We start from the raw sequence: 17,586 nt of genomic DNA, 5'->3' as shown, positions 1-17,586 counted from the left end.
GTCAAATGATTTCCCGCAACAACCCCGCCGTCTTCAACCCCTCCTCCCCCACCGGCATCACCCGCGCCAGCTTGCCCTGCGGATGCGGCAATTTGGCCTGCAAATCAATCCCCAGCAGCTCGTACATCGTCCCAATCAAATCCGCCGGATACACCGGCCGCTCCTTCACCTCCTCGCCCCGTTCGCTGGACGCCCCCAACACCTGCCCCCGCTTGAAGCCCCCGCCGCTCACCAGCGCCGAAAACACCCGCCCGTAATGCCCCCGCCCTCCATTCCACGGCGCCTCGATGTCCACCTTGGGCGTCCGCCCAAACTCCCCGCAACACCAGACAATCGTCGTGTCCAGCAACCCGCGGTCGTGCAAATCCTGCAACAACGTCGCCAGCCCCTTGTCCAGCTCCGGCAGCTTGCGGCGCATCGCCTGGAAATGCTCCTTGTGCGTGTCCCACCCCTTCGAGTTGATGGTGACATACGGCACCCCCCGCTCCACCAGCCGCCGCGCCACCAGGCACGACTGCCCAAACGTGTTCCGCCCATACCGGTCCCGCAGCTCGTCCTTTTCCTCCGACAAATCAAACACCTTGCCGGCATCCCCCAAAATCAAGTCATACGCCATCTTCTCCGCCGCCTCGAGCGACTTCACCTGCGGGTCCCCCGGCGCCAGCCGCCGCAAGGTGTCTATCTGCTCCAGCAAATCGCGCCGGTGTCGCTGCCGCTCGTCCGTGATGCCTTGAGCCACCACCCCCTCCACTACAAACCGCGCCTGTGCCGGGTCTCCGCCCGTGGCAAAGGGCTTGTACTTCGACCCCAGAAATCCCGCCTCCGAAAAACGCCCCTGCGGCTCCGTCAGCACAATGTAAGGCGGAATCAAACCGCTATAGCCCGCCTCGTACCCCTTGAACAATGCCGTCACCGCCCCCATGCTCGGATACACCTCCGTCCCCCCGGGACTCCGGCCCGTCTGCACCCAGTACGCCGCCGTCTCATGCCCATTGTTGCCGTGGGTCATGCTGCGAATCAGCGTGTACTTGTCGGCCTGTTTGGCCAGCAACGGCAACAACTCGCAAATCCGTATCCCGCTCACATTCGTTTCAATGGGCGAGACCAGCGGCCCGGCGTAGGCCGCCCCGGCCTCCGGTTTCGGGTCAAACGTGTCCAGATGACACGGCCCGCCCCACAACCAAATCTGGATGACAGATTTGGCCTTGGGCTTTTTGGACGCATCCGGCGTGGCCGCCAGCGGGCCAAAACTCAGGAAATCTCCCAGCATGAACGTCGCCGCTCCCATCAACCCCACCCGCATCATCGAGCGGCGGGACAAACGCGGCCCCTGGCCCGTCACCAGGGCGGCGTACTCCGGGCATCCCAGAGGCTCAGTCATGGTTTTCATATGCACATTTCGGGCGCTTCATCCTGCCATTCACCCAGCCTCGCACGCAGGCCTGTTGCGGCCATGCAAAACCGATGTGCGCCATAGATTTGACGTATGGTTACCCTGGAACATTACATGAAATCGCTGCCTCTGGCAAACCTTGTTGCCTGGAAAGCCGGCGCAGGGCGGCACAGAGGCCAGCCCGCGGATTGGGAAGTTTTCGGGGGGGCAGGGCGAGGGGGAAGGCGGGCCTGCTCGCGGGCAAGGTAGCCTGAAAATCGTTGGCATGGGGCGTGGTTTGGCGCAAAATCGCGGCATGGCAACCCTCCACCACTTGCGGGCCGGTGTCATCGGCACCGGGTTCATTGGGCCGGTTCACGTGGAAGCCCTGCGCCGGCTGGGCATCCAGGTCACCGCGCTGTGCGACCTCCCGGACCGCGTCCGCCCCGCCGCCGACCGCCTCGGCATTCCCGCCGCCTACACGGATTACCGGAAACTCCTCGCGGCGCCAGACGTGGACGTCGTCCACATTACCGCGCCCAACCGCTTTCATTGCGAAATGGCCCTCGCCGCCCTGGCCGCCCGCAAGCATTGCGTCTGCGAGAAACCCCTCGCCATGAACACCCGCGAAACCGCGCGCATCGTCCAAACCGCCCGCCGCGCCGGCACCGTTTTCGCCGTCAACTACAACGTCCGCTTCTACCCCGCCGTGCTGCAGCTCCGCCGCATGGTGGAGCGCGGCGACCTCGGCGACATCATCCACGTCAACGGCTCCTACCTCCAGGACTGGCTCTTCAAACCCACCGACTACAACTGGCGCCTCCTCCCCAAGGAAGGCGGGCCCCTGCGCGCCGTCGCTGACATCGGCACCCATTGGATGGATACCGTCTCCTTCATCCTGGGCGCCCCCATCACCCGCGTCATGGCGGACCTGGCCACCTGGCACAAAACCCGCCAGCGCCCCCTCGGGGAAGTGCAGACTTTCGCCCGCGAAGACCAAACCACCCGCTACGCCACCTACCCGGTAAAAACCGAGGACTTCGCCAGCGTCCTGCTCGAATTCCGCAACGGCGCCCGCGGCAACCTGGCCGTCTCCCAGGTCGCCGCTGGACGCAAGAACTGCATCCGCCTCGAAATCTACGGCAGCAAACAATCCGCCTGGTGGTGTTCCGAAGAACCCGAAACCCTCTGCCTCGGCCGCCGCGATGAACCCAATGCCGTGGCCCTGCGCGGCACCCCCGCCTTCGGCCCGGACGCTGCGCCCTTCGTGGACTACCCCGCCGGGCACGTCGAGGGATTCCCCGATACCTTCAAGATGCTTTTCCGCGCCGTGTACCGTGCCATTGCGGAAGGCAATACCACCGCCCCCTTGTTTGCCACGCCTGAAGACGGCCATCAGGAGGTGGCCGTCTGCGAAGCCATCCTCAAAAGCCATCAAACCCGCCGCTGGACGGCCGTCCGCGCCTGACCTCCTCCCGCCCCGCGCCGCCGGCCCCTCAGCCCATCCAGGCCCGCTCCCGGTTCTGCACCTGGGGCAGAATTTGTTTCACCAGTTGCACGTTTTGCTCCACCTGGAAATCAAACATCCCCACACAAATGAAATCCGCCCCGTGGGCAAACGCATAACGAAAACCCGACTCCGGCCGGATGGCCCCCGCCGCCAGCACCTTGAACGCAATCCACGGCTTGTCCACCTCCTGCATGAAGGCGATGGTCTTCTCCGGCTCCAGGTCCCAGTAATTGTCCGCCCGGTTGTCAATCACATCGTCCCGCTGGTCCGGCCGCCGCGCTGACCAGTACTGCGTGTGGTGGAGCGTCTTCATGTAAAACTCCGCCCCCATCTTCTGCCGCTCCGCCTCGATAATCACCTCCAGCTTGTGCGCCCCAATGCCGGCCGGCACCTTCTGGGACTTCACCAGCTCCACGCATTTGGCCAGCAGCTCCAGCCGCTGCTCCTTGTACCACCGGTCCCCAATCACCCCCTGCACATACACCGCCGCCGCCCCGAAATCTATGGACTTCAGAATGTCCGTCCGCCAGTCGTCCGTCCCGGGATGCCCCTCGGCAATCCACTGCATCTTGCCCCCGCGCTCCTTCCAGTACCGCGCAAAAACATCCATCGGCTTCTTGCGCGGATCCGCAATGATCGTGTTGATGCCGTGTTCCTCCATCAACTGCAACGTGTCCAGCACCTTCTCCTCCGTGTTGTAGGCCCGCATCAACGCCGGCACGTAATTCAAGTCCCGCGAATGCGCCCAGCCGCTGATCAGATTCCCCCCCGAAATCAACCGGCTCACCGTCAGCTTGCCGATGCGCCCGGTCGGCAGCGTGCCGCGCGACCCCGCCCGCACCGGCCCCGGCGCCGCCCCGCCCGGGCCGCCAGACGGCTCCGCCGCCGCCAACCCGCCCGCGCTCACCGCCGCGGCGGACACCACCACCGATTGCGAAATAAAATGCCGACGATTCATCTTCGTTTTCATGGCTGTTTAATAGGATACCTGCACCGGCCAGCAGCCGCAAGTTTGCAAACCGGCAAACAAGGCTAGCTTCTGGCCATGGCACCGCAACCCTCGCGGGGAGGAGCTAGGGCCCCCCGGCTCCCGGCCCGCTGAGGTAATAATAAAGGGTTTCCGGACGCAAGGCGATGCGCCGGGCATCCCCGCCGGGCGCCACCCGATAGCCATTGGCGTCCAGCGCGGTCACCTGCAACTGCGCCGCATCCGGCCGTTTGAACCGCACCTCGCCCCGAATCGCCCGCATCTGCCACGGGTCCCGCCCAATGTTCACAATGCGGTTGGTCCCCGGCCCCGCCGGCTCCACCTGGAAGCCGGTGGCCCGCTCCTCGCTCATCACCTGCAACAGCAGCCGCTGCGACTGGCCAATCGGCCGGGCATCCAGCGGCACCACCACCACCGCCCCCAGCTCCAGCTCGGACTCAATGACCACATCCGGCAGCTCCACCGTCCCCGCTGCCCGCAACGCTCCGCAAACCCCCTGGGCCTTGGCCGCCTGCAAGGTCAACACCCCCCGCCCGTAATCCAGCACCAGCTCGCGCGTGGCGCTGGTCACCACCTGCTTCTGCCGGTCTATCCAGCCGCGCAGCTCCGCCAGCTTCACCGCGTGCGGCTGCGGGGAAAATTCCACCTCCGTCCGGCCCACATAATGCACCAGCGGGTCAATCCGCTGGCCCGCCTTCACCTCCATCCCCTGCGGCACATCCTTCAACCGCAGCTCGTCAAACGACGCCCCCAGCGGCAGCGGCGTGCCCTTGAGCTGCAACAAATCCCCCTCATTCAGCCGCACCTGCGCCACCACGGGCCCCCGCACAATCAAGCCCTGCCGGAAAATCAACGCCCCCGCCGGAAACTGCCCCATCATCACCGGCGACATCAGCGTCCACGGCTGCATCCAGAAGTTCGGCTTCACCTGCCACTGGCTGCCGTCCAGCGCAAAATGCACCACACTGTCCGTCCCCTGTAGCGCCCCGTAGGCCGCATAGTACAACACCGCCTCCGTGCGGTACCGGTTCGGTCGCGTGAACGTCGTCTCCGAAATCATCGTCGGCTTGTTCTGATAGTGAATGTCCATCACCGGATGCACAAACTCCCTCCCCTTGCCCGGCCCCTCCGCCTCAAACCGCAGCGCGCTGCGGTCGGAGTACGTGTGCCCCTCCCGGATGCTCCACTCCGCATTCGGGCCTTTGTGATGGCAGCCAAAGTACCCGTGCCGGTCCACAAAATCCCCCTCCAGATAACTCCACGCCTCCAGCGGCCCGAAAACTTCCGGCGACGCCGTGCTCCAGTTCGACGCGCAAATCACCCCCTTGAACCCCAGCTTGCGCAAATACTGGTACATCTGCCGGTAAAACGCCCGCTGCGTCTCGAACAAAAACCGCGCCGTGTCCATGTCCCGCGGCCGTTTCTCATTGAACATGTTCCACAACGGCCGGAACGCCATGCGCCCCTCCGCCGGCGCATCCCGCTTCTCCCGCGCCCCGCCCCACCGCGCCAGCGCCGCCTCCAGGCTGCCATACTGCTTCACCAGCCAGTCCCCAAACTGCTTCTCCAAGATGCGCAACTGGGGGTCGGGAATATTGTTGGCGGAAAACGTCCAGAAAAAGAACGAATCCTCATTCTGAATCTCCAGCCCCATCACCGCCGGCTCCTCCACCAGCCGCCGGCCGCTGCTTTCGCCGGGGGTCAGCAAGAGCGCCTCCCACCAGCGCCGGTACCGCTCCTGAAACTCCGGATTGAACATCAGCGCCGCAAACGGATGCTTGTTCCCATCGTACCCCGGCAGCCATGCCAGCTCCGCCGCCGGCCGGAACCACAGCGGAAAATAAATCGAGTACAACGTATAAATCCCCTCCGCCTTCATCTCCTCGGCAATCATGATGGCCCGCCGCACCTTCCCCGCATCCACCTCCCCGTTCTTGTCAAACACCGCCCCGTGCACCCGCATCAGGTTCACGCCCCGCTTGGCCAGCAGCCGCGCCGTCCGCCGCACCCCCTCCCGGTCCAGCCCGCTGGGCGGCCCGTTCACCGCCCAGAAATTCACCGGCGTCCCGCTGCCAGCATGCACAAACCGCCCCCCCTTCACCTGGATAAATCCGTGCTCGCCCGCCGTTTTCTCGTTCAAAAACCGCAGGTCCATCGGGCTTTCCTGGAAGGCATCCGGCGCGGGCGCAAATGGCACCCATTCCTCCGGCGCCGCCGCGGCCAGGCTCGCCAGCCCGGCCAGCCCTGCGCCCAAAACCAGGGCCCGGCCATAAAGCATCAGGCATTGCATAGGAAGTCGTGTTTCTCCCTTGGATGCGGGGCCACGCCGGATTATTCACCGCGCCCACGCACGGTGGCGCCCCGCCGCGCCGGCAACTTCCACCCCGGCCCTTCCCTTCGCGCCGGGCGCGCCGCCCCCGGCCTCCGGCTCAGTGCAGCAACCGCGAAGTCATCGCATAGATGATGAGCAGCAGCAGCACCACTCCCGTCCCAAAGAAGAAATACCCAAAGGCCCGCGCAATCACCTGCCAGCGCGCCCACTCGTCCTTCACGCGGAATTGATCCAGCCGCCCCTCGGCCACCAGCCGGTCATACCACCGGCGGCGTTCGTGCAGCATCTCCGTCTTGGAAATGCGCCCGGAGAAAATGACCGTGTCCATGGGGAACTTCTCCAGCCGGAAATGCGTGTTGAAAAAGTGAATGGTGAATATGAACCCCGCCGCCAGCAGCGCCTCGTCCGAGTGCACAATCAGCGCCACATTAATCATCCACCCCGGCATGAAATGGGAGAAGAATTGCGGGAACCACATAATCAAACCGCTCATGCCGATGATGGCCACGCCCCAGAACACCGCAAAATAATCAAACCGCTCCCAGTACGTCCACCGGTCAAACTGCGGCTTGGGTCCCTTGCCAAAAAACCAGCGGTTGTGCGCAATGAAGTCCCGCCAGTCCTGCAGCGTGGGAATCATGCTGTCAGGGCTGATCAGCACGTCCTTCAGCCGCTTCCATGACACGCGGCCCGTCGCCGGATCGCGCACCGCCTGCCGATGACTCCACGCGTGCCAAGCCAGGTCCGCCAGATGCAGCCCAAAGTACAGGAAGGTGATGATTGCCCCAAACCGGTGCAAAATCCGCGCCACATCCGGCCCGCCCATCACGTGGAACATCGCCCGGGCCCAGTCCGTGTAATAAAACTTCAACGGCATCCCCGTGATGACCAGCAGCAGAAAACTGCTCACCACCAGCACGTGCAAAAACCGCTCAAACGGCACAAACCGCGTGAACCATTCGTCCCCCTGCTGGGTCTGGATTTTGGCCTCGCGGAATTTTTTCGAGTCGGTCAGATACAAATACACCGAGCGCACCAGCCACAACAGCGTGTGCGCCCCGAAAAACGCAAACACCGCCAGCAGCAGCCCCGTCATCCCCACAAACACCGCGTGCAACACCGGATAATTCTCCCGGTCCATCGGGTTGGCGTGCGGAATGTATTTGGCAAAGCTCGCCGTGGCCCCCGGATGACACTGCGCGCACGTCTGCACAATGTTGGACGCGCTCAGCCGCGAGTCCGGATGACTGGCCGGCAGCACATCGTGGTGCCCGTGGCAGTCAAAACACGCCGCCACATCCGGCGCCGTGTTGGGCTTGCCCAGCGCCATGGCCTTGCCGTGATACGTGTCCCGGTAATGCGTCAGCCGGTCCTCGTGGCACCGCCCGCAGATGCGGTCGCTGATGCTCTTGAAGTGCCCGCTGTGCGGCGGCTCAATCGTGTGCGCCGTATGGCAGTCATTGCACGACGGCGCGCGCTTGTCCCCCTTCGCCAGCAACTGCCCGTGCACGCTCCGCTCGTAAATCTCCTCCACCTTCACGTGGCATTTGCCGCAGGTTTTGGCCACGTTGGCCGGGTTGATGGGCGCGCTGCGGTCCACCGTCCGCTTGATGTCATGCACGCCGTGGCAGTCATTGCAACTGGGCGCCACAATCAACCCCTTCAATTGCAGCGCCCGCCCGTGAATGCTCTCCTGATACTCATCCGCCACGTGCGGAAACCGCATCCGGTACTCCTGCGTCAACCCCGGGTTGTCATGGCATTTGGCGCACGTGCGCGCCAGGTTCAGCTTGTACACCGGCGACCCGGGATGCTTGGTGGGGATAATCTCGTGCGCCCCGTGGCAGTCCCAGCAGTGGGCCGACGCCGAGGACCCCAGCACATGGCTCAGCCCGTGAATGCTCGTGGCATACTCCGCCGCCGCCTGGACATGATTGGTCTGTGGCGGGTGGCACTGCGCGCATTGCGGGCGGGGCAGGGGAGTGTCGTGCACCGCCTCCTTAATCCCCACATGGCAGTCCACGCAATTGATTTTTGCATGCACCGATGCCGAAAATAAATTGGTGGGAAACGCCGGCAGCGGCACCTCCTTGCCCTTCACCTTGCGCACCTGCGCCTCGCCGTGGCAGTCCAGGCAGTCCTCGTTGCTGATGATTTCCGGCCGCGTCTCGGCCGCGCTCAATTGGCCCAGGGCCAGCCCCAGGCCCAACCCCAGGCCCGCCACGCGGCGCCAAAATGTGAATCCTGACATAAACCAATCGGCTGCTTCTCCGGACGGCTACATCGGGCCGCCGTTGTGACATTCATGACACTGGTAACCCGAGGGAATTTCATCCCCCGGATGCTCAAACGGCTGGCCCCGCGCATTGAGCTGCTCCAACTTGGCGCCATCGCCCTGGGCCAGGATGATGTGGCAGATGCTGCAATCCTTGAACACGATTTTCTTTTTCCCGTCCGCGCTCACATGCTTGTCATCATGGCACCGCGTGCACCCCGGCCAATCCTTGTGCCCGATATGGTTGGGATACGCCCGCCAGTTCACCTTCATCCCCGGGAAAAAGTTGCGCCGGTAAATCTCCTGCAGCGCCACCACCGCCGCCTCCGCCTTCGGATGCCCCGGATACTTGGCGCGAATAAACTGCGCGATCTTTTGGGTGGCCTCCTCCGCCGTCTGGTAATTTTGGGTGAGAATGTACAAGGCGTTGGTCTTGATCCACGGCAGCCCCGGATCAATCTGCCCCAGAGACATCGCCAGATTCACCGCGTCATTGGGCGCCTTGAAAATGTGCGCCGGCCGGTTGTGGCAGTCCACGCAATCCATCCGCCGCATCCGGCTCCTATCCACCTTGTTGGTGTAACCGGGCAGATGAAACTCCGTCACCCGCCCCTGCATGTCGGTCAGCCGCACATACGGAATTACCATCCGCGAATCATCCGCCGGCACATATTCCACGATATGCCCCACATTCATGTGCCAGTGAATGCCCCCCACCGGCCCGTGCGTCGGGTCCGCCCCGCCCACCTTCAACAACAGCCGCAGGTGATGCACCGTGTTGGTCTCATCCCCCAGATAATACGTGTAGAGCCGGTCCGTGTTGCCCACAAACTTCGCCGGCCAGTGGCATTGCTCGCACGTCTCCTGCGCCGGCCGCAAGTCCTTGATGGGCGTGGGAATCGGCCGCGGATATTTGTTGGCCAGCGTCGCATACACCTGGTAGCTGCCGCTCAGCTTCGACTTCACAAACCACTCCGCCCCCGGCCCGATATGGCACTCCGTGCAGCTCACCCGCGCATGGGGGCCGTTCTGGTACGCCGTCATCTCCGGCTCCATCACCTGATGGCAGGCCTGCCCGCAAAACACCGTGGACTCCGTAAAGTGATACGTCTGGTAACTGCCCAGCGCCGAAATCAACAAAAACGCCAGCAACCCCCCAATGCCCACCAGCACCACCCGCCGGTCCCGCGCCATGCTCAAATCAAATTGCAGCCGCGGCGCCGGCCCGCCCCCCTTCATGATCTGCCGCCGCCGCCACCACACCCCCAGCACCGCCAGCCCCAGCCCCAAAAACAAAAACGCCGGCGCCACAAAAAACGTCAGTATCCCCACATACGCATTGCTGCCCCCCTTCATGCCGTGCATGACAAACAGCATGAGAAAGCTAAACAGACTGCCCGCCATGATGATTAGCCCGGCCACCAGCAGCCAGTTGCGGTGCAGCAGCGGATTGGGAGCCGTTTCGCGTTGGGGTTGCTCAGCCATAGGCCATTTCCGGAGTTGTCATCGTTCACCTTACGCCACTCGGGCCACACTCAACAAGCACGCAAAAGCCCGCCAGCCACCGTGGGGCGCTGGCGGGCTGATTCGTGCACCGGCCCGCTTTGGGGCACGGTAAAGACAGAGCCGCAAAGCGGCGGACGACTTACTTCTTGAACGTGCGCATGTATTTGACCAGCGCCTTGATCTGGTCATCCGTCAGGCCCTCGGTGGGCTTCATCAGGGTTTTGTCCCCTTCTTTCAAGCCCTCCTTGATGGCCTTGAAGGCCTCTTCATCCTTCATCTTTTCCTGCACCTTCGGATCCGTGTAATCCTTGGCGCCCAGTTTCTTGCCCATCTTGGTGTCGCCCTTGCCATCCGAGCCGTGGCACTTGGCGCACTCTTTCTCATAAATGGCTTTGGCATCCTGGGCTTGCAATCCGGCCGCCGCCAGCGCGACGACCCCGATGATGACGAGGTGTTTGATCATAGTCGTGTTCAATCTCTATCCATTGGACGCTTGTGGGCGCTTTCTATTTCATTTTCGGTTAAAATGCCCCCCGCGTCACTGCTTAAAACCGAATCTGCAGCGACGAATACACCATGTGCGCGTCAAAGTCATTCCGGCCCCCCGCCGTCGCATCGCGATGCGTGAAAAACCCATACTTCAACGCCAGCCGGATGTTGTCGCGCAACCGGCGCGTCAACCCCGCCGTCACCGCATGTTCCCGGGCGTTGGCGCCGTACGGCACGCCAAAGGCCGAATTGTCGCTGTAGTTGTCAAACGCCCGGTAGTAGAAATAGGTCGTTTGCAGGTCCGTCTTGTCGTCCACCACCCACCCCACCGTGGCGCTGGCGCTCCAGTAATTGTTCCGCGCCTCCAGCACCGCCTGCGTGAACGAGCTGGCCGGCGTCTCCGTCTTGCTGAACACCACATTAAACCCGCCCTGCAAATACAGCCGCGACCACGGCACGTAGGTGATGTTCTGCGCCAACACATGCGAAGTCATCCTTCCGCTCTCCACCTCCGGCAGCCCCGCCTCGTTCACCGGCTTGGTGTCCACCGTGGAAATCTGATAATCATACCGCGTTACCAGCGTCACCTTCTGATGCGGCCGCAGCGTCAACCGCGCATTCACATCGTCCGTCGTGAAGTCCTGCCCCGCAATGAAACCCGGATACCGGTTGGCGCTCAGCGGATCATTCGCCGTGCTGTCCACCAGGTGTTCATAGTCCGTCGAGCGCATCTTCCGATAATACTGCGCATCCAGCGTCACCCGCCGCGAGGCGTACCAGTTCACGCCCACCGTGTACTTCTGCCCAAACCGCGTGTCCTCCACATAATGATTCACCGGCAGCGGAAACGCCGCGCCAATCTCTGTCAGGTCGCCCTCGCCCTGCATCCACTCCCCGCGGGCGTAAAACACCCAGTTCGTCAACCCCGTGTAACGCAGCTCCAACTGCTCCGCCAAATCCAGCACCTCCCGCTCGCTCCGCGCGCTCACCGGCGTCACCGGCCCCACGCCGGTCTGGAAATACCACGCCTCGCTGTCCATCCCCGTCCGCTGCAGCCGGAAGGACGGCACCAGCGTCCAATTCGGCCACGGGTTGTACATCAGGTTCAAATTGGCCACGTGGTCCTTCAACTGCGAACCCCCGCTCAACCCGTAAAAGCCCAGCCCGCTCGCCAGCGCCGGCACAAACTGCACATCATAATCGTTGCCGTAAATCCGGCTCCCTCCCACGTCGCTGTCCAGCGTCGTGTACCCGTAACCCGTCGAGAAAAACAGCTTCTTGTGCAACTGGCTCTCCACAAACGCATGCGCGCTCCAGGCCTCCGACCGCACCGTCTCCCGCTGCGTCACCCGCCGGTCCGCCGCCTCACCCGGCCATTGCCGCATCTTGCGCGCATTGTCCAGGTCACTCCGGTCATACCGCACCCCGGCGCCCAGCGTGAACTTGCCCACCGTGTGCCGCAAGTCGGCCTGCCAGATGTCCCGCTCCTCATCAATATCATAAAACGACGGCACGATGCCCCGCACCGGCCCCAACCCGTAAGGATGCACATACCCCCACGACGTCGAGCTTTTCAAACCCTCCCGCATCTGATGCGTGTACTTCAACGTCAAATGCGGCAGCTTCTTCAACCGCAGCCCGCCTTCCACCCAAATCTCGCCCCGGTCCAGCGCCAGCGCGTCATCATACAAATCGTACCACCCCTCCGTGGGCCGGAAAAACCCGCCGCTCCCATCGTCCCACGTCCGGTAATACGTCAGCCCGCCGCGCAAAAAGCCCACGTCCTCCTTGGTAATCTCCAGCCGAGCCTTGTAGTCCTGATTGTCAAACAACACCCGCCCATCCATCAACAGCGTCACCTTCTTCCCCAAATCCCGCTGATAATGGAAGTCCTCCATCCCCCCAAACACCCGGCGGCGTATCTGCTGCCGCTGCTGGAAGGCCCCGCGATTGCCATCCAGCGTCAATCCCCCCGCGGAGAACTCTATCCAGTTGCTGTACGCCTCCAGCTTCTCCTCCAGCGACTTGGCGTCCGCGGCGGCGGTGGCTTCGGCGGCCTGGGCGCCCAAGGCCGCCGTTAAACCCCCGCACACCAACAACCAGCCCAGCGTGTTCACTGACCGGCCCCGGGAAAGCTTTGTGGTTTTCATGGGATGTATTCCGGGAGGTTAAAACCGCAACGACGGATTCACCCGCGAGCCATGCACCGCCTCATGACATCCCGCGGTCCAACACGTGCCCTGCTGCAAACTGATCTTGTGATCCACTCCCCCAATCAGAATCTTGCCCGGGGTCACCTGCTGGAAATGACACTTCAAACACAAATTCGCATTCCGCGCCGTCAGCATCTTCGCATTCACCGTCCCGTGCGGGTCATGGCACGTCGTGCACCCCTCCCGCATCGCCGCATGCTCAAACACGTACGGCCCCCGCTGCGTCTCATGGCACTTCAGGCACGCCTCGTTCTGCGCCAGCAGCGCCGTGCCCCCGCCTCGCGTCGCCGGCCCCTTGTGCGGATCATGGCAGTCCGTGCAGCTCATCCGCCCCTCCGGCACCGGATGATGATGCGGCGTCTGAAACGCCCCCCGCTTGTCCAGGTGGCAGGTGAAACACGTCTCGCTCGATTTCCGCGGATTCAAAATCGTCGGCCGGTCGCTCACCACCGTCGCCTCCAGCGTCAAATTGTGGCTCGCCATCCGCCGCTCCCCGCCCGATTCCACATGCAAACTGCCCGGCCCGTGGCAGCTCTCGCACCCCATGTTCAGGGCATTCGGCCCCTTGGCCATCAGCCGCGCGTGCGCCGCCGTCTGGAAATCCTTGTAGATTTCCTCGTGGCACTGCTCGCATTCCTTGGAGCCGACATACTTGGCTCCCGGAATGTCCGGCGGCACCACCACCGTGCGCGTCACCGTGGCGCAGGAGGCCGCCAGCAACGCCAGCCCCCCCACCGCCGCCAGGCCCCAGCCCCCGCCCGGTATTCCGTCCAATATTCGTTTTAACATAAGCGGCCTCACCCGTTGAGTGTTGCCCAAACTCACCGTCCCGGCCTATTTGGCCAGCTCGGCCTTCACCTTGTCGTTGGCCACCCGCAACAAATACCGCGCATAAGCGTTGTTATGCACGCCATAACTGCCGTCGTGTTCCACCAGATAGAGGTTGAAGCGCGCTTCTTTGATGGCCTGCGGCAAGCCATTCGTGGGATTGTTCTGCACGGTGGCGCTCGGCCCCGTCCACGACAGCGCCCCCGCCGGCGCCGGCGACAATTGCCCCGGCGTGCTGAACTCCCACGCCAGCTCCGGCACGCTGTTGGTCACCCGCACCCCGTTCACCACCCGCACCACCCGGCCCGCATTCCGCAAGGCCGCCGGCGCCTTCGTCGTCGCCCACAACACCAGATTGCTCTTCACCTCCGCAATCTTGTTGCGCGTCACCTCCTGGGTGAACTCAATCAACAGCTCCATCCACTCGTCATCCTGCCCCGTGTGGCAGTCGCGGCACTTGTCAAACGTCTGCGTCGGATTGAAATTGTGCCCCGTGTGATTGGGATTGTTGGCCGTCGGGTTGGTCACCGTCACCTTCTGCATGTGGCAGTCCACACACTGCTTCTCCAACTGCCAGTGCGGTGACATCGGCGCCGGCGCGTTCGTCGGCACCACCCCCAGATTCCCCACCAGTATATTATACTGCGGCGAATGATGCGGCGGACGCGACGTCCCGGAAGGATCCGCCCCGCGCCCGTTGTGGCACTGGCCGCACACCTGCACATTCGCATCGTACCCCTTCTGCACCATGTTGGTCCCCGACGTCACCATGTTGTACGCGTTGGTCGAGAACATCGGATACCGCAACTGATACCCATGCGCCGTCTTGGTGTGCGAGCTGTGGCAGACCACGCACGTTATCCCAATCTCCGCCGCCTCGCGCCCCGCCGACACCCCCGGCGGCAGATGAAACACATTGGTCATCAGCGCCGGCAGCGAATTCGTCGTCGCCGGCTCCTTCAACATCGCATACCGCACGCTCCCTGAATGACACGCCCCGCACGAATTCATCCGCCCCAGCGACGTCGCCTCCGCCCCCAGAAAACCGGCGGCTATTTCCTCGTTCACCTCCGCATGCAAATGCGTCTCCCATTCATTAAACGTCGGATGATGCGCGTCCGTATGGCACCCGCCGCACAACTGCGACGCCAGCTCCTTCACCGGCCGCGTCGTCGGGTCAAACGGATTGGCCGCATGCGCCGCCGACGGCCCATGGCAGCTCTCGCAGCCCACATTCGCCAGGTCCGGCGTCTCCGTCTCGCTCTTGTAGCCCGTCGGCAGCCCGTACCCCACCGTGTGGCACGGCAGACACCGGCTGTTGTTGTGCATGTTGATTCGTTTCAGGGAATCCAGCGCATGCGCATGCATCGTCTCCGCCCACCGCGAGTGCGTGCCCCGATGGCACGCCGAGCACTCCGTGCTCCCCGCATACTGGGGCGAGGGCGCCACAATTCGGAACGTGGCGTTGTCCCCCAGCGGCACCGTGGCGCTCAAGCCATACGTCGTGGCCAGCGTCTGCCATCCGTTGCTGCGCAACCCCGTGTTGCCCTGCAGCAAAAACGGCGTCACCGGGTCCACAAACCCCCGCCACGTCACCACCACCTGTTGGTTGGTCGTCGTGCGGATGCTGGTGATGATGGGCCGCCCCGGCATGCCGCCCTCATGCGGCTCCCGCAAATGAATTTCCCACGGGTCGCCGTGCGCCGCCCCGTAAACTGCCGCCGCCCAGCCTGCCGCCAGGAAGGCCAGGCCATAGGCCAGACCGCGGCGAACCGCCGGGCGCGCTTGTTGCCGAAAACCAGATGCCAAGGTATTCATAGCCACCGGTACGTTGTGGAGGGTTCAACCCGGCCTTGCGAGCCGGGGGCTGGCGGGCGCCCGCGCGGCACCGCCGCGGTAACTGACGCCGCTTGCCGTTGTTGACCAGCATGCACGTTACAATTTCTACGCCTCCCCCGGTCCGCCAGCCACACCAATTTTGGTAAGCTCATTACCTTTTTTGGCCGCAAACTGCCGCCCGCCCTCACCCCGGCCAATAAGAGAAGATAATTTATGCTCTATATCATGGTTATTAATTTTAATATATATGCAAACAATGCGAAAACAGCCCGCCCGCCCCGCCGCCGCGCGCCGGTGCTGGTGGCGCTAATGCTGTATATTAGTATAACTAAAAAGATATTTTTGCCTTGAAATATTCTTATATGCACATATTGTCATATAAGCGCCCCGCCCCGGGACCGCCCGGCCAGGGACGCCCTCTATCGCAACTGCCATGATGAACGCGCTCAACCACCCAACCCCCGCTGCCATGAAAACTGTATTCGCCCTCGCCACCCTCGCCCTCGCGCTGGCCGCGCCCGCCGCCCGCGCCGCCACCGCCGCCGTCCATCAATTCATCCCCCAGTACACCGACGCCCGCACCTGCCTCCAGTGCCATGAAAATGTGGCCGGGGAAATCATGCACACCGTCCACTGGCGCTGGGAATACACCGACCCCGCCACCGGCAAGCGCCTCGGCAAAAACAACGTCATCAACAATTACTGCATCGCCGTCCGCTCCAACGAACCCCGCTGCACCAGTTGCCACATCGGCTGGGGTTACAGCAATGCCAGCTTCGACTTCAACAACGCCAACGCCATTGACTGCCTCGTCTGCCACGACACCACCGGCACCTACAAAAAATTCCCCACCGGCGCCGGCTATCCCGTCATCGGCGCGCCCAAGGAGTTTCCCGCCGGCAGCGGCAACTTCTGGCAGCCCCCCGACCTCACTTACATCGCCCGCAACGTCGGCAAAACCAGCCGCGCCACCTGCGGCGCCTGCCACTTCTTCGGCGGCGGCGGCGACGCCGTCAAACACGGCGACCTCGACTCCACCCTCACCCACCCCTCGCGCGCCCTGGATGTGCACATGGGCACCAACGGCCTGAACTTCACCTGCGCCACCTGCCATCTCCCCGACGACGCCCCGCGCCATGAAGTCCTCGGCTCGCCCTACACCCAGAGCACCAACGCCATCGCCCTCACCTGCGAGAAATGCCACGGCAGCGCCCCCCATGCCGATGCCGCCAACCCGCTGCTGGCCCAGCGCCTCAACGCCCACACCGCCCGCGTCGCCTGCCAGACCTGCCACATCCCCGCCTTTGCCCGCGGCCAGCCCACCAAAATGCACTGGGACTGGTCCACCGCCGGCGTCAAAAACACCAACGGCGCCCTCATGACCGTCAAAGGCCCTGACGGCACCGTCATCTACGACACCCAGAAAGGCTCCTTCCTTTGGAGCAAAAATGTCCTCCCCAACTACGTCTGGTTCAACGGCGTGGTGGACTACATCACCGCCGATGACCCCGTGAGCAGCAACCAGGTGGTCCGCATCAACACCCTCCAGGGGGACCGCCTCGATGCCAAAGCCCGCATCTATCCCGTCAAACGCTTCACCGGCATCCAACCCTACGACGCCGGCCTCAACCGCCTGGCCGTCCCCCACCTCTTCCCCAGCGGTTCCACCGACACCAACGCCTACTGGCGCGCCTTCGACTGGAACAAGGCCCTCGCCGCCGGCCAGGCCGCCGTGGGCCGCACCTACAGCGGCATCCTCGGCTTCCTCCGCACCGAAATGTTCTGGGTCCAAAACCACATGGTCGCCCCCAAGGAAGACGCCCTCCAATGCGGCGACTGCCATGCCCCGCGCGGCCGCTTTGACTTTGCCTCCCTCGGCTATCCGGCGGACGTCGCCTTCCGCCTCCAAAACATGAGCGGCTTCAAATTCACCGCCTCCTCCCACGGCGGCCGCCGGGACCAGCTTGTCCTCCGCTTCCAAACCGGCCCCGGTTATATCTACCAAGTGCAATCCTCCACGGACCTGACGCGCTGGACGGATGCCCCCAACGGCCGCTTCACCGGCGGCGCCAACATCACCGAAGTCGGCTGGACCAACGCCAGCCCCGCCGCCACGCGCGCCTTTTATCGCGTCATCCGCCTCGCCCAATAATCCACCACCCTGCGGAAACACCAGCGCCCCCCTCTCCCCCGCCCAGGGGGAGAGGGCCGGGGTGAGGGACGGCAAGGTCTGT

11 protein-coding genes are annotated in these 17,586 nt (G+C 63.5%); 2 read left to right on the top strand and 9 right to left on the bottom strand.

Annotation, left to right across the window (positions count from 1 at the left end):
• Position 1 precedes the first annotated feature (1 nt).
• Positions 2-1,390 carry a DUF1501 domain-containing protein gene (locus tag NXS98_RS14230; protein WP_283845686.1) on the bottom strand — a complete coding sequence of 463 codons (1,389 nt, stop codon included), beginning with the start codon at positions 1,388-1,390 and terminating at the stop codon, positions 2-4.
• 298 nt (positions 1,391-1,688) lie between these two features.
• On the opposite strand from NXS98_RS14230, the gene NXS98_RS14225 reads away from it, so the two are divergent.
• On the top strand, positions 1,689-2,840 hold the full coding sequence (locus tag NXS98_RS14225) for a Gfo/Idh/MocA family protein (protein WP_283845685.1): 1,152 nt from the start codon (positions 1,689-1,691) through the stop codon (positions 2,838-2,840).
• Positions 2,841-2,868: 28 nt separating this feature from the next.
• Here NXS98_RS14225 and NXS98_RS14220 read toward each other — a convergent pair whose 3' ends face one another.
• The 8 genes from NXS98_RS14220 to NXS98_RS14185 all read right to left on the bottom strand — a co-directional run bounded on the left by NXS98_RS14220 (position 2,869) and on the right by NXS98_RS14185 (position 15,331).
• The gene (locus NXS98_RS14220; RefSeq protein WP_283845684.1) at positions 2,869-3,852 is read right to left on the bottom strand and encodes a hypothetical protein; all 984 of its coding nucleotides are present in this window, start codon (positions 3,850-3,852) and stop codon (positions 2,869-2,871) included.
• A gap of 103 nt (positions 3,853-3,955) precedes the next feature.
• Positions 3,956-6,160, bottom strand: coding sequence for a hypothetical protein (locus NXS98_RS14215; protein ID WP_283845683.1), 2,205 nt, complete (start codon positions 6,158-6,160; stop codon positions 3,956-3,958).
• Positions 6,161-6,299: 139 nt separating this feature from the next.
• Positions 6,300-8,453: a cytochrome c3 family protein gene (locus tag NXS98_RS14210; protein ID WP_283845682.1), complete on the bottom strand. Its 2,154-nt coding sequence runs from the start codon at positions 8,451-8,453 to the stop codon at positions 6,300-6,302.
• Between the two features lie 27 nt (positions 8,454-8,480).
• Complete coding sequence (locus tag NXS98_RS14205) at positions 8,481-9,962, bottom strand: cytochrome c3 family protein (RefSeq protein ID WP_283845681.1); 1,482 nt, start codon at positions 9,960-9,962, stop codon at positions 8,481-8,483.
• Between the two features lie 160 nt (positions 9,963-10,122).
• The gene (locus NXS98_RS14200) at positions 10,123-10,446 is read right to left on the bottom strand and encodes a c-type cytochrome (protein ID WP_283845680.1); all 324 of its coding nucleotides are present in this window, start codon (positions 10,444-10,446) and stop codon (positions 10,123-10,125) included.
• Between the two features lie 82 nt (positions 10,447-10,528).
• Complete coding sequence (locus NXS98_RS14195; RefSeq protein ID WP_283845679.1) at positions 10,529-12,622, bottom strand: TonB-dependent receptor; 2,094 nt, start codon at positions 12,620-12,622, stop codon at positions 10,529-10,531.
• Between the two features lie 18 nt (positions 12,623-12,640).
• Positions 12,641-13,474 carry a doubled CXXCH domain-containing protein gene (locus NXS98_RS14190; RefSeq protein ID WP_283845678.1) on the bottom strand — a complete coding sequence of 278 codons (834 nt, stop codon included), beginning with the start codon at positions 13,472-13,474 and terminating at the stop codon, positions 12,641-12,643.
• Positions 13,475-13,519: 45 nt separating this feature from the next.
• The gene (locus tag NXS98_RS14185) at positions 13,520-15,331 is read right to left on the bottom strand and encodes an ammonia-forming cytochrome c nitrite reductase subunit c552 (protein ID WP_283845677.1); all 1,812 of its coding nucleotides are present in this window, start codon (positions 15,329-15,331) and stop codon (positions 13,520-13,522) included.
• A 490-nt stretch (positions 15,332-15,821) separates the two neighbouring features.
• Between NXS98_RS14185 and NXS98_RS14180 the strand changes: the two genes are divergently transcribed.
• Positions 15,822-17,504 (top strand): tetrathionate reductase family octaheme c-type cytochrome, encoded by a 1,683-nt coding sequence (locus tag NXS98_RS14180; RefSeq protein ID WP_283845676.1) that lies wholly within the window; start codon positions 15,822-15,824, stop codon positions 17,502-17,504.
• The last annotated feature ends 82 nt before the right edge of the window (positions 17,505-17,586 follow it).

It is taken from the genome of Fontisphaera persica (assembly GCF_024832785.1).
In the GTDB taxonomy this organism is placed as follows: domain Bacteria; phylum Verrucomicrobiota; class Verrucomicrobiia; order Limisphaerales; family Fontisphaeraceae; genus Fontisphaera; species Fontisphaera persica.
Note: the sequence above shows the minus strand (reverse complement) of the source record. Positions and strands in the feature narration are given on the sequence as shown.